Below are 13,357 nucleotides of genomic sequence, written 5' to 3' on the forward strand. Positions count from 1 at the left end.
CCCTCTTTAAAAATTAAACGCGGTGTATTGCGCGTATTTTAAAGATTGCCGGTATTCAAAATAGCCATTCAGCGACATCAAGAATTAATCGATTCCCAGAAAACAAAAAATGCCCAAATTTCCTTGGGGCATTTTCAGTATTGAATTAATCAACACCTATCTTTGTTTAACTCAACCGATGAGAGAATCAGTCTACAAAATATGGTAGTTGTTCTTCACTCAATGCACTATTAACCGCAAAGTATTTATGATGAGCTACCTTACTCACGTTCCAGTTAGTTAAGTCTTGGTTAAATGCACTTGTGCCAGCAAACATGTAGTTCATACCTGTCACATTCGATGTATCCCAACGACCTATATCTTGGTTGAATGCACTTGCGCCATAAAACATGTGGCTCATTTCCGTCACATTCGCTGTATCCCAATGACCTATATCTTGGTTGAATGCAACAGCTCCTTTAAACATTTGGCTCATACCCGTCAAATTTGATGTATCCCAATGACCTATATCTTGGTTAAATGCACTTGCACCATAAAACATTCGATACATATTTGTCACATTCGATGTATTCCAATGACTTATATCTTGGTTAAATGCACTTGCGTCAGTAAACATTTGATACATATCTGTCAACTTCGATGTATCCCAATGACCTATATCCTGATTGAATGCAACAGCTCCTTTAAACATGTGGCTCATACCCGTCAAATTTGATGTATCCCAATGACCTATATCTTGGTTAAAGGCTTCTGTATCAGTAAACATGCCACTCATATCCGTCAAATTTGACGTATCCCAATAACCTATATCTTGGTTAAAGGCATCTGCGTCGTAAAACATGTTAATCATTAACGTCACATTCGATGTATCCCAATGGCCTATATCTTGGTTAAATGTTTTTGCGTCCGCAAACATGTAGGTCATGTCCGTCACTTTTGATGTATCCCAGTAACCTATATCTTGGTTAAAAGAATATGCTTCGAAAAACAAGAAGCCCATATCCGTCACTTTTGATGTATCCCAATCACTGATGTCTGCATTAAACGACTCGCGTTTACCAAATACGTTTCTCATATTAGTCACTTGTGTAGTACAAAAGCGAATATGGCCTTGATCTAGGTTATCCAGCAACGTCTCGTCTTTGATGAGTGTATTATCAACCACTACATATACTTTACCATTTTCAAGCACTACGGAGTTGACTGGCTGGTCAGGGCATTTCACTGAAATATCAGCAGCGTAAGCGGTTTGGCTAGCAAGCGCAGCTGCGCCCAAAACAAGTGACGTTATGGTTCTTTTCATTGTATTTTCCTAGGGTTGAATAGACGTTATTGCGTAAAAATTGGCAGACTATCTTTAGAAAGACCACTGTCTTTTGCGAAGTCGATATGGCGTGAGACGCGCTTGACGTCCCAGTAGGTCAAATCTTGGTCAAAGCGCTTAGCGCCGGAGAACATGCGATCCATATTGGTAACACGGGAGGTATCCCAGCGGCTGATGTCCTGATTAAAGTATTGGTCTTTAGAAAACAGGTCACTCATGTCTGTTACGTGAGTGGTGCAGAGCTGAATGTTGCCATCCAGAAAGTTTTGCCAGTAGTCTGAATTGCGAATGAGTGCGTCATTGACGACCACAAACAACTCATCTTCTTGAACCATTACTGTTCCCGGTTTGTTTGACTCGCAGGTGACTGTTTTAGGCTCATTAGCTAAAGCTTGACTACAACTTAATAGCGCGCAGGTGGAAATAATTGAACGTAACTTCATAGTTAAAACCATGATTTAATTAAAATTAGTTAGGAATCATACAGAAAGCACACCTATCTATTTCACTATTTGGGTCTGCAATTTCACTAAAAAAGTGAAATTGCATTCACCATCCCAATAAATAACATTATTAATGACAGAACGCGTTATAAATAATCCTTTGTGTCGGAGTGCCACAATAATTAGTTAATCATCTAGCACATGTTTACCCTCGTTCACCACTTCGCACTCTGCCTTAAGCATTCAGCTCTTTTTTTTAGCCTTAAATAACGTTTTATCTACTCATTTAAAAACAAAAAAGGCGACAGTAATAACTGTCGCCTTTCTATTAAGCTTTTCTAAGTTAGCTTCCTAACTCAAAATTATTCCCAATCAAGAATTACTTTACCAGACATACCAGAGCGCATCATGTCGAAGCCTTTCTGGAAGTCGTCCACTTTGTAGTGGTGAGTAATGATTGGTGTTAGATCTAGGCCAGACTGGATTAGTGAAGCCATCTTGTACCAAGTTTCGAACATCTCACGACCGTAGATACCTTTGATAACCAAGCCTTTAAAGATTACTTGGTTCCAGTCTACTGCCATGTCTGATGGTGGAATACCTAGTAGAGAGATCTTACCGCCGTGGTTCATGTTAGTCAGCATGCTGTTGAACGCAGATGGGTTACCAGACATTTCTAGACCTACATCGAAGCCCTCAGTCATGCCAAGATCAGCCATTACGTCTTCAAGCTTCTCTTCCATTACGTTTACTGCGCGAGTTACACCCATTTGACGAGCAAGGTCTAGGCGGTATTCATTTACGTCAGTGATTACAACGTGACGAGCACCAACGTGCTTAGCAACAGCAGCAGCCATGATACCGATTGGACCAGCACCAGTAATTAGCACGTCTTCGCCTACTAGGTCGAAAGAAAGCGCTGTGTGTACTGCATTACCAAACGGGTCAAAGATTGATGCTAGATCGTCAGAGATTTCTGCAGGGATCTTAAATGCGTTGAACGCAGGGATCACAAGGAACTCAGAGAACGCACCTGTGCGGTTAACACCAACACCTGTTGTGTTACGACAAAGGTGAGTACGGCCGCCACGACAGTTACGACAGTGACCACATGTGATGTGACCTTCGCCAGATACACGGTCGCCGATTTCAAAACCACGAACTTCTTGGCCGATGCCAACAACTTCACCTACGTATTCGTGACCTACTACCATAGGTACTGGAATTGTGTTTTGTGACCATTCATCCCAGTTGTAGATATGTACGTCAGTACCACAAATTGCGGTTTTCTTAATACGAATAAGAAGATCATTATGACCCATTTCAGGTTTTTCAACCTCGGTCATCCAGATGCCTTCTTCAGGCTTAAGCTTAGAAAGTGCTTTAATTTTCATAATGTTATCCAGTTCATCTCGCCTAACTGTAAGGCGAGAATCAAAAATCTATTGTTCTATTGGGTGTTGTTCTATCTAATTAAAGGATGCATAAGGCACCCCTTTAAAATTAGATAATAGCCATGTCTTTACCAACTTGGATGAACGCATCAATTGCACGGTCTAGTTGCTCACGAGAGTGTGCAGCAGACATTTGCGTACGGATACGAGCTTGGCCTTTTGGTACTACAGGGAAAGAGAAGCCTACAACGTAGATGCCTTTCTCTAGTGCGCGCTCTGCGAATTCAGCTGCTACTTTTGCATCACCCAGCATGATTGGGATGATTGCGTGATCAGCTCCGCCCATAGTGAAACCAGCTGCTTCCATGCGAGTACGGAAGTGGGCAGAGTTTTCCCATAGTTGAGTACGTAGGTCGCCAGATTCCGCTAGAAGATCTAGAACGCGAATAGACGCAGATACGATTGCTGGTGCAACAGAGTTAGAAAATAGGTATGGACGAGAACGCTGACGTAACCAGTCGATCACTTCTTTCTTACCAGAAGTGTAACCGCCTGAAGCGCCACCCATTGCTTTACCAAGCGTACCTGTGATGATGTCGATACGGTCAACAACGTTGTGGAACTCGTGAGTACCTGCGCCGTTTTCGCCCATGAAGCCAACTGCGTGAGAGTCATCAACCATCACTAGTGCGCCGTACTTGTCAGCAAGGTCACAGATAGCAGGAAGGTTAGCGACTACGCCGTCCATTGAGAACACACCGTCAGTTACGATAAGCGTGTGACGAGCGCCCGCTTCTTTAGCTGCGATAAGTTGTTGCTCTAGCTCTTCCATGTTGTTGTTCGAGTAACGGAAGCGCATTGCTTTACATAGACGAACACCATCAATGATAGATGCGTGGTTTAGAGCATCAGAAATGATTGCGTCTTCTTTGCCTAGGATTGTTTCGAATAGGCCAGCGTTTGCATCAAAACAAGATGTGTAAAGGATAGTGTCTTCTTTACCAAGGAACGTAGATAGCTTTTGCTCTAGTTCTTTGTGAGAGTCTTGAGTACCACAGATGAAACGAACAGAAGCCATACCAAAACCGTGTTGATCCATACCGTCTTTAGCAGCTTCGATAAGGTCAGGGTGGTTTGCAAGGCCTAAGTAGTTGTTTGCACAGAAGTTTAGTACTTCTTCACCAGTCGAGATAGAAACCGCTGCTTTTTGAGCAGAAGTGATAATGCGCTCAGACTTGTAAAGACCTTCTTCTTTAACTTCTTCGATTTGAGTTTGAATCTGTTGGTAAAATGCAGAAGACATTGTCTATTCCTTCCTAATTATTATTCAGCAGCATCGCGCGCCGCATTATGTAGGGGATGTAAACGATTTCAATTCGATCATTTACACTGTAAAACTTATACCCCTATTCTAGTTGAACATCCCCTTCTCGATTATCCCTTTAGTTGGAAAAACATTAATGAATCACAGGCATGAATAATAGTTCATCCCAGTGACACAGGGCACATAAACGCGTCTTACCTGCTCTTTTTAACGTCAAATCCCCTTCCGTTCGTGTCTAATTTCGCTTTCATATCGAATATCAATTTTTCATCTCAGAACGATATAGTGATGATTATCCGCTTCTCTCAGAATGTGCGACCGTTACGCCGCTATACAAATGAGACAAGATGAGAAACAAGCACATGACCCTATCCGATCACACCATTCAAGAAGCCTTCGAAAACGACTGGTACACCTGCTTTTATCAGCCAAAGGTGCAGCCTAGTGTCGAGAAAGTGACTGGGGTTGAAGCGCTGTTTCGTTTAGATATTCCAGAAGAAGGGATTTTCTCTCCGGGCGTGTTTATTGATCGCGCGTTTGCATTGGGTTATGAAGAAGAAATCTTTTTTAGTGTGCTTGAGCAATCTCTAACGGAGGTCAAATCGCTTTCCGTTCATCTAAGCTTGGCGGTAAACATCAGCAAGAAAGTGCTAGCAAACCCTGATAATGTCGAAAAGGTTCGTGAATTACTTTGGAATGCATCTTTCAAAGCAGAACAGCTTACCTTTGAGCTAAGTGAAAATGATCAGTTAGATGAGCAGCTTTGTGAGCAGATAAAGCGCTTTAAGTCTCTGGGCGTCAGAATCTCTATCGACGATTTTGGTATCGGTTATTCAGACATGAATAAGGTGATTAGCCTTAATGTCGATGAAGTGAAGTTCGATAAATCGATTGTGAATAGTATTGAGCCAGCAAGCTCCGATTTAGTTAAGCGTACTTTGGCATACTGCAAAGAGTCTGGCATTGAAACCGTGGCAGAAGGCGTTGAAGACACAGATACACGTCAACTGATCCACCAGCTAGGGTTTGATCGCTATCAAGGCTTCTTGTACTCGAAACCTCTGCCTTTAACCGATCTAAGGTTGGTCATGTAGAGCACTTTTACAGACTAGTGCTTAAAACAAACTCGACACTTTTCTTCTTCTGCTTAAGGTCGTGGTAACGGATGTACTTAAAATAGATATCGTGTTTATTTTGGATGTTTTGAGAAAAAGGATTTTTCACCACTTTCTTGATATCTGCCTTGAAAAACGGCATGCCGAGCTTACTCATATAAGGTTCTAAATACAGGTCATACAGGAACTGGCACATAGCAGGGTCAAGGGTCGGAAAGCGAAACTCAGTATCAGACAAATTATCCGCCATGTAATCGAAGATCTTACGACGAATCACAATGCTAACCGCGCCAACACTGCAAAGCATCTTACTTAAGCCGTCATACACCACATGACCAATAATGACCCCCTCGAAAAGAAAACAAAGCACATGCATATCTTCTTTTTTCACACCCAGATGCTGAGAAACCTCGATAAAATCTTTGCCATAAGTTTTTAGATGCATTCCTTGAATCGACTTAAGCCTTTTCGCTGGAAGTGCTGCCATGTTATATGACTCAACACTCGTCACCTCATAGTCATAACCAATATCAATACTGAATGGGCGTTCCACGTTCTTGGTTGCCGCTTTCACCTGTACCATTTCTTCAACGGAAAAATCGTAATCGACCTGAAAGAAACTCGCGATACCAAGACGACGAACAAAACTCGGCAACGTCTTTGCCCTTTCCCACTGGCTGACCATCACCTGATTGACACCAAAAAACGCTCTATGAGAGTTGGAAAGCAACTCTGCAAATTCTTCCTGTGAAATAGAGCTTGATTCACGAAGTCGCTTTAACTCTATAGGGAAATTTTCTTTATTCATCTGTTACTTACCTAGCTTTTTTATCAGTGTAGTTCACTCAATATCGTCCGTACAAGATCAGTGTTAAACACTTAAGAAAAAAGCCACTTCGTGAGGAAGTGGCTCTAAGCGAAAGCTGCTAGGCTCTAGGTTCTAGGTTGAGCAATGTAACCCTTAGCGATCAGACAATACTTTACCGTCCTTGATCGTCACTATGCGCTTAGTTCGTTCAGCCAGCGAGTTATCGTGCGTCACGATAATCAATGTTCGACCCTCAGCATGAAGCTGATTAAACAAAGCCTCTATCTCAGCGCCAGACTTGGAATCCAGAGCCCCTGTTGGCTCATCAGCTAATATAATCTGAGGATCATTAACCAAAGCTCTAGCAATAGCGACACGCTGTTTCTGACCACCAGACAGCTGATTCGGTTTATGGTCAAGTCGATCGCCCAACCCTACTTGTTCAAGTAATGCCGCCGCACGCTTACGACGCTCTTTGGCTTTGATCCCTGAGTACACGAGAGGCAGAGCAACATTGTCCAATGCAGATGCATACTCAAGCAAATTAAAACTCTGGAATACAAAACCAATTTTTTGATTCCGAATACCAGCAAGATCATTGGCACTCAACGCAGCAACATTTTTTCCATCTAGCTGATACTCCCCTTCCGTCGGCTTATCAAGGCAACCCAGCATATTCATCAGCGTTGATTTACCGGATCCTGACGGGCCTAAAATAGACAAAAACTCTCCCTTCTCAATCGAGAGATCGACACCGTCTAATGCACGTATTTCAGTATCACCGTTTGAGTAGTGTTTACCGATATTTGAGAGTTCCACTAAGAATTTGTTAGACATGGTCTCTCCGCTGTCTTTGATTTCATCATTCACTTTGTAGTGCCTCCATCGGAGTCACTTTCGCCGCACGATTAGCCGGAAGCCAAGCCGCAGCGACACCAATAACCACCAACGTCAAAACAACAATGGTGACAACCAACCATGAAAGCTCAGGCACAGGTTTACCAAGACGCTCATAAAACATGTTGCCTTCAAGCTCTAACGAGCGAATTACAGCAATCAGTGTATAAGTGATTACTAAGCCCAATAAACCGCCCATCATCATAGTCATCAATGACTGAACCAGATAATGCATGCGAATCATCCCTGGAGTAGCACCGACCGCCATTCTCACGCCAATATCTCGTGTGGATCGTTTCACCGTTGCATACATCACGTTAGCAATACCTATGCCCGCCACTGCCAAAGTGATAAAACCAATCACACCAAGGAACCCCTGAAGACCAACTAAGAATTGTTGCATCGTTTTTTGTTTGAGAAACATATCCTCAACCTGAACGACCTGCTCATCACTGACACTGGCACCATGTTTGCGCGCAATAACCTGACGAATCGTATCTGCAAGTTTGACTCTGTCGACACCATCATGAGGTTGAACGTTGATACCACTGATGTCACCGTTGATATTAAAACGCTGCCATGTAGAGAAAGGAACAAAGCTCGAATAATTGATGCTATCTCCCTGTTCAACCTTGGCACTGTTTTTCTCTAGTACACCAATAACCGTAAACTCTTGGCTGCCAATTTTTACTGTTTTCCCCACGGGATTGACCTCTAATTTGACAGTAGCAAACCAGCTAAAGCTTTCATTAGGGTTAAACAAATCGGCCGCTAAAAGGTAACCCAACACGATGACTTTGCGTTGTTGCTTTTGGTCTAGAGGGTTAAACCAACGCCCTCCTGGACGCGTCTTGAGATTCGTCACCGACTGAAATTCAGTCGTTACCGCTAACGCTTTTTTCCAAGACCCTCGCTCCCCAACAGTAAGTGATTCATCCCACACAGCTGTCGGCACAGCAGCTTTGATGTTAGGCAGAGCCTCTACAACTTTCGTATCTTCTACTGTTAGAGTCAGCGGCTTGCCCTGATGAAAAGATCCATAATCAACCGTAGCCATCCCCCCTGATAGATAAATCAAATTACCATTGCCATTTTGTGCCGTTTTAAGCACGCCTTGCCTAATGCCTTCTCCCACCGATAGCATCGCTGAAATACACAAGGTTGCCCACGCAACAGCCAGAATCGTGAGCCCAAGTCGTAGCTTTTCTGCAGACATTTCCTGAAAGATTTGTCTCATCGGTAATAGCATGATTAAGCCCTCGCACTGAGTGCGTCAACAGGAGTTAGACGAGACGCCCGCTTTGCAGGAAAGTAAGAGGCTAAGAACGCAAGAATCAGTGTCACCGTTAACGCCATTCCAATCGAGCTTAACGTGATAACAGGTGATCCAATCCATTCTGGTAACGCCATCGAGCCAAGCAAATAAACCGTACCAAAGGACGCCATTAATCCCACGATGGATCCTAAGGTAACTAAGATAAGCCCCTCAATAATAAACTGAGACATGATGGAACCCTGTGTTGCACCAATCGCCAGCCGAACGCCAATTTCTCGAGTTCTTTCCGTAACAGAGAGAAACATGATATTAGCCACACCCAAAGCGCCAACCGCCATAGTCATAGCGCCACTGGCCGTCAGGAATATTTGAATACCACGAAAGATACCGGTAATGACGTCTCCACCCTCACTAAAGTCGGGCAGATAGACCGCATCTTTATCCGTAGGGTCAAAGTGCATCTGTTTAGCAAAAAAATTAACAATGTTACGTCTAAACGATGCGGAATCCATGGCTTCTACAGGCTTTAATAACAGTTGCCATGGCTTATCTTTCCAGAGATCAAGATAAGTAGTTTGGGGCACAAAAACTCGTCGACTCTCACCGAAAGAGATCCCTCCTTCATTATCGACCATCACACCTATTACGTAGAATGGAATACCGTTGATCTTAATATGATCGCCAATGCCGACTCCGCCCATTTGAGCAATTCGATCACCCAATACAACCACCCGTGTGTGGTTTTCCATATCCGTCACCGAAATACTTCGTGAACCAGGCTGCAACTTATTTTGTGAGATAGGAAAATAAGAGGGAGCAACACCACTCACCATACTGCCAATATTATGCCCTTGAGTGTTCGTCACGCTGGTATCCCTTTTAAGGTAAACAGCAGACGCCTCTTTAACAAAACCAGCCTGCTGGATCAGCTCAATTTTATCTTGTTCAAGGTTTATTTCTCGCCTTGAAGGCATGCCCTGCCAAGGTTTACTCGTACTAGAGGGAAACACAACCTGAGTGTCATTGACCAAAAATGAGAAAGACTTCGTTTGATAACGATAGAAGCCTTCTCCTAACGCCATTAAAACAACAACAGACAGCACGCCCCATAAAATTGCGATAATAGCCAAGGCACTTTTCATCCGATGCGCCAATAACGTTTGCCAAGTCTGAAGGAAAAGATTAACCATGGTGCAGCGCCTGAGAGATTAGCGCCATCGCTTCATCATCTAATTTACCGGTTGTCTGAAGCAGGCCTATTCTCTGACGCCAATAATCATATAAGTTGGTCTGTAGAAGGAACCTTGAATCAAATAAGCTGTTATGTGCATTGATAACATCTGAGGCTTCTAGGAAACCCGCGTCGTATAACTTTTCTTTGCTACTCAACACCTCTGCGCGAGACGCTACAACATCATGCGCCATTAACACTCGTTCCCAGTTGAGTTTCACTTGAGTAAAGTTCTGATCAATTCGCTTCTTGATGTCTATTTCAACCTTTCGTAAGTCCTGTTTAGCCGTCAACAAGTTAAGCGAAGTTTGATCCACTTTGGCGCGTGTTGAACCATTTAAATCAATAGGAACACTAAGAGTTAAACCCGCGTTAAACTCACCGTTGTCCAACCGGTCATTGTCGTTATAGCCCACTTGCCCTTTAACTGTTGGATAATAACCTCCTTGGGCGGACTTTTTGTCTAGCTTGCGCGCTTCAACGCCTTTTATGGCAACCAGTAATTCAGGGCTATTATTTCTCGCTAACTCAAGCCACTGCTGCTGAGAAGCCACCAGCATAGGAGGCTCAACCAAGTTCTCAGTACGAATTTGATCTACCGAATCAGGGGCTTGGTTTATCAGCGCTTCCAGCTCTGACTTTTTACTTTCTAACTCTGCCTTTGCTCGCAGAATATTGGCTTTGTCAGACAACTGATTAGCACGCATCTCTTCCACATCAATCGATTTCACTTTGCCTGCTAGATAGCGTTTTTCGAAGATTTTTAGCAGCTTGCTGCCTTCCTCTAACTTACTGTTAGTTAGCTGTAAGTTACCTTGGGCGCTGCCTATATCGAGATAAACCAGAAGTAACTTAGCCGCCAAATCATTATGTGCTTGAGCCAATTCCAACTGGGATTTCAGATAATCTGATTGTGCTTTATCTAATTCAGACCACAGGCTACTGTCCCAGATAACCTGAGACAGCTCTGCACCATACCGATTTGAACTACTGCGGTCTTCGCTCCAGTCTGCTGAAGCGCTCGCGCTTAAAGCGGGTAATAAAGAGCTGCGACTTAAATCCACCGAACTCTCACCGAGTTGAACACCAATTCGGGCTTTCTCGTAATCAGGATCCGTCTGTTTGGCTTGCTGCCATGCTTGTTCAATAGAAATGGCATATGAAGGGCAACTAAGCACAGTTGCTAATAGCAAGCTGCCTATACTCAACAGGGGCGATTTACGAGGTAACAGAGGTTTGTCTAATCGCTGTGAACAACTAAACAGCGCTGGCTTAACCATGTGCTGCCCCCATCATACTGTTATCGATGACGGCTTCGTCTAACTCCACACCTTCGATGACTTCAACATTGATACCATCGGATAGGCCCAGTTTTACCGCTTGTTTGTGGAAGCCTTGTTCTGAGCTGTCTGGAATTAATACGTTAGGGCTGTCGCCTTCAAATTGCAGTGCGCGCTCTGGTAGAGTGAGTACATTTTCTGATTTGACTAGAATTATCTGAGCAGATGATGAGAACCCTGAACGTAACCGGACGTCTTGAGGTATTTTGAGCTCGCCAACTTCGACTTCAAAACCGTTATCAAAACTTTTGCCCGAACTACTATCAGCTGTCGAGTTAAGACTTTCAGACTGAATCGCAATCTTAGTCAGTACCCCTTCTATTTCGATACTTGGATAAGGTGCAACGGTCAGCGTTACTGGCATCCCCGGAGTAAGTTGTGCGGCATCATGCTCACTAACACTGCCCTTAAAAATCAGGCTGTTCATATCGGCCAATGACATCATTTCTGTTGCCGCTTGACTCGATTCAGTAGAAATAATCGGTTCTCCTACCTCGACTTTTCGATTCAACACCGTACCGTCTATCGGAGCATAAATGGTAGAGGTGAGGCGAGAGTTACCAATTGTCGACTCCCCGCTTTGAATCAATTCGAGGTTCTGACGTTTTTGCATAACGTCAGCCTGTGCTGATTTCACATTGGAACGTGCAGTCACATATTCGTCGTAGTTCTTAGGAATGATTTCTTGTTCGACCAAACTCTGCAGATTAGCGAGTTGTTGTTTTGCTGACTCAATATTCGCCTCACTTCGCATCAATTCGGTCGAGGCATCGGTCAACGCTTTCGGAGTAGGGTTAGGGCGAACCTTAATAAGCGGCTGACCTTGCGTTACGTACTCACCAACACCGGCATAGATTTCACCAACGATCCCGTCGATTTGAGATTTGATAGACACAGAGTGAGCGGGAACGATATACCCCACCGCAACCGCTTGCTTTTCGATCGTCCCCGTGGAGACCGTTAGGGTTGGAAAGGCTTCAGGAGGCGTTGAAGTTTGAAAATAGAAATACACACCTCCACCTAGCAGCGTGGCACATGCCACAGACACTAACCCACGTTTAGTCATAATTTATCCAGCTCATTATTTTATATTTGTGAGCCCTATGACTACCGTGGATATGCGAAGTTCATAAATAGTATAAAATTTTATAATGCATAGCGTTAAAGCAAAATTAAACGACAGACTTTCTACGCCTCCTTTTAGCCTTATCATGACCATTTAAGTAGAAAGTTGTCTCCGTTTAACGCATTTTAAATCTCGTAGGCCCAGCACTCTTGTTGTATGTCGAGCAGCTCGGACTTCCCACTCTCTAACTGATAGAGGTGAAACTGGCTTAAAGGGGGCGAATACACATGTAACGTAATGAGCGGTTCATCTCCAGCCTGTAGATTCGATATCTGATGGATATCATTATCTTTACTGACGGTCACACTGCCCTCTTGGAAATGAGTCGACTGAGAAGCAAAAATATGGCCATTAGCCGCCGTTTCAAACAGGGTTTCGGTTGCTTGCCCGTGTAAAACTTTTACGCCACAAGACGTATTCAAATGATCGTGTATTTTACTTCTTTGCCCATTTAGCCAACTCAAAATTAAAACTTCGCAGTGGTCATTCTTGAAAAGTCTTTGTCGGCAGTATGTTTCTTTATCAAAACTCGCCAACGACTTGATCTCTTCTTTACTCAGATCGATGTTATCCAATATGAACCGAATGGAAGCCAGAGACATAGGTTTATTCGCCAGTTGTATTTGGTCCATAAACTCTTGGAAATTAAGCTCATAATCGTTATTAATTAACGCGGCTAACGCGGGAGATTGCGTTGGGGTGATATCAGTACGTTGCAAAATACTTACCTCTGACTATGTTTTTGCTCTTCCGAACTCGAAGTTAAAAGCTCTCTTCGAACGATGAAATATAGCTGATTCAATTCAGCACAAGTTGGGAAGATACTAACACCGTTTAAATTAAATTTAACAAGTAACTACAAGTATTTACATTCATATAACAAAAGCATCTAACAACCAATTTGAAGCAACGGAATCGCCATATTGACTTGAGATCTGAATAGCTGGGTAATTTGAAATAGGAACAACAAAAAGAACGGCTTCCATCACGGTTACTATTGTGCGTATCAATTAATGAAATTGATTCACAAATCAGAAGAGATCAATCACAATCAAGGTTATGGTCACTGTTGAAATTAG

At 43.3% G+C, this 13,357-nt stretch carries 12 protein-coding genes; 1 reads left to right on the forward strand and 11 read right to left on the reverse strand.

Annotated features, from left to right (window positions below; genetic code table 11):
* Window positions 1-187: 187 nt before the first annotated feature.
* From OW495_RS03400 to OW495_RS03415, 4 genes are all read right to left on the reverse strand, one after another.
* Window positions 188-1,303 (reverse strand): BspA family leucine-rich repeat surface protein, encoded by a 1,116-nt coding sequence (locus OW495_RS03400; protein ID WP_289884997.1) that lies wholly within the window; start codon window positions 1,301-1,303, stop codon window positions 188-190.
* Window positions 1,304-1,329: 26 nt separating this feature from the next.
* Window positions 1,330-1,767 (reverse strand): BspA family leucine-rich repeat surface protein, encoded by a 438-nt coding sequence (locus tag OW495_RS03405; RefSeq protein ID WP_102513722.1) that lies wholly within the window; start codon window positions 1,765-1,767, stop codon window positions 1,330-1,332.
* 362 nt (window positions 1,768-2,129) lie between these two features.
* Window positions 2,130-3,161 carry an L-threonine 3-dehydrogenase gene (tdh, locus tag OW495_RS03410; protein ID WP_004730216.1) on the reverse strand — a complete coding sequence of 344 codons (1,032 nt, stop codon included), beginning with the start codon at window positions 3,159-3,161 and terminating at the stop codon, window positions 2,130-2,132.
* Window positions 3,162-3,270: 109 nt separating this feature from the next.
* Window positions 3,271-4,464: a glycine C-acetyltransferase gene (locus OW495_RS03415; RefSeq protein WP_017094962.1), complete on the reverse strand. Its 1,194-nt coding sequence runs from the start codon at window positions 4,462-4,464 to the stop codon at window positions 3,271-3,273.
* 368 nt (window positions 4,465-4,832) lie between these two features.
* Between OW495_RS03415 and OW495_RS03420 the strand changes: the two genes are divergently transcribed.
* A complete protein-coding gene (locus tag OW495_RS03420; RefSeq protein WP_231110948.1) occupies window positions 4,833-5,579 on the forward strand; it encodes an EAL domain-containing protein in 747 nt (248 codons plus the stop codon).
* Window positions 5,580-5,586: 7 nt separating this feature from the next.
* Here OW495_RS03420 and OW495_RS03425 read toward each other — a convergent pair whose 3' ends face one another.
* The 7 genes from OW495_RS03425 to OW495_RS03455 form a co-directional block, all read right to left on the reverse strand.
* Window positions 5,587-6,408, reverse strand: coding sequence for a helix-turn-helix transcriptional regulator (locus OW495_RS03425; RefSeq protein WP_102513723.1), 822 nt, complete (start codon window positions 6,406-6,408; stop codon window positions 5,587-5,589).
* Window positions 6,409-6,561: 153 nt separating this feature from the next.
* On the reverse strand, window positions 6,562-7,278 hold the full coding sequence (locus tag OW495_RS03430; RefSeq protein ID WP_198599793.1) for an ABC transporter ATP-binding protein: 717 nt from the start codon (window positions 7,276-7,278) through the stop codon (window positions 6,562-6,564).
* Entirely contained in the window at window positions 7,271-8,554 is a 1,284-nt protein-coding gene (locus OW495_RS03435; RefSeq protein ID WP_102299031.1) for an ABC transporter permease, read from the reverse strand. Before OW495_RS03435 ends, OW495_RS03430 begins: the two co-directional genes overlap by 8 nt.
* A 2-nt stretch (window positions 8,555-8,556) precedes the next feature.
* Window positions 8,557-9,771 (reverse strand): ABC transporter permease, encoded by a 1,215-nt coding sequence (locus OW495_RS03440; RefSeq protein ID WP_102513724.1) that lies wholly within the window; start codon window positions 9,769-9,771, stop codon window positions 8,557-8,559.
* Window positions 9,764-11,092, reverse strand: a complete 1,329-nt coding sequence (locus OW495_RS03445) for a TolC family protein (RefSeq protein ID WP_102513725.1) — start codon at window positions 11,090-11,092, stop codon at window positions 9,764-9,766. Before OW495_RS03445 ends, OW495_RS03440 begins: the two co-directional genes overlap by 8 nt.
* Complete coding sequence (locus OW495_RS03450; protein ID WP_102513726.1) at window positions 11,085-12,218, reverse strand: efflux RND transporter periplasmic adaptor subunit; 1,134 nt, start codon at window positions 12,216-12,218, stop codon at window positions 11,085-11,087. The genes OW495_RS03445 and OW495_RS03450 overlap by 8 nt, the downstream gene beginning before the upstream one ends.
* 185 nt (window positions 12,219-12,403) lie before the next feature.
* Entirely contained in the window at window positions 12,404-12,997 is a 594-nt protein-coding gene (locus OW495_RS03455) for a cysteine dioxygenase family protein (RefSeq protein ID WP_102299021.1), read from the reverse strand.
* Between the last annotated feature and the right edge of the window lie 360 nt (window positions 12,998-13,357).

Origin of the sequence: Vibrio sp. 14N.309.X.WAT.E.F5 (assembly GCF_030397615.1) — a bacterium.
GTDB lineage: Bacteria > Pseudomonadota > Gammaproteobacteria > Enterobacterales > Vibrionaceae > Vibrio > Vibrio lentus.

What these genes read in the sequence shown, in the direction of transcription:
- OW495_RS03425 (WP_102513723.1), bottom strand. Translation starts at nt 6,408, where the DNA reads ATGAATAAAGAAAATTTCCCTATAGAGTTAAAGCGACTTCGTGAATCA.
- OW495_RS03405 (WP_102513722.1), bottom strand. Translation starts at nt 1,767, where the DNA reads ATGAAGTTACGTTCAATTATTTCCACCTGCGCGCTATTAAGTTGTAGT.
- OW495_RS03450 (WP_102513726.1), bottom strand. Translation starts at nt 12,218, where the DNA reads ATGACTAAACGTGGGTTAGTGTCTGTGGCATGTGCCACGCTGCTAGGT.
- OW495_RS03420 (WP_231110948.1), top strand. Translation starts at nt 4,833, where the DNA reads ATGAGAAACAAGCACATGACCCTATCCGATCACACCATTCAAGAAGCC.
- OW495_RS03440 (WP_102513724.1), bottom strand. Translation starts at nt 9,771, where the DNA reads ATGGTTAATCTTTTCCTTCAGACTTGGCAAACGTTATTGGCGCATCGG.
- OW495_RS03400 (WP_289884997.1), bottom strand. Translation starts at nt 1,303, where the DNA reads ATGAAAAGAACCATAACGTCACTTGTTTTGGGCGCAGCTGCGCTTGCT.
- tdh (WP_004730216.1), bottom strand. Translation starts at nt 3,161, where the DNA reads ATGAAAATTAAAGCACTTTCTAAGCTTAAGCCTGAAGAAGGCATCTGG.
- OW495_RS03445 (WP_102513725.1), bottom strand. Translation starts at nt 11,092, where the DNA reads ATGGTTAAGCCAGCGCTGTTTAGTTGTTCACAGCGATTAGACAAACCT.
- OW495_RS03435 (WP_102299031.1), bottom strand. Translation starts at nt 8,554, where the DNA reads ATGCTATTACCGATGAGACAAATCTTTCAGGAAATGTCTGCAGAAAAG.
- OW495_RS03415 (WP_017094962.1), bottom strand. Translation starts at nt 4,464, where the DNA reads ATGTCTTCTGCATTTTACCAACAGATTCAAACTCAAATCGAAGAAGTT.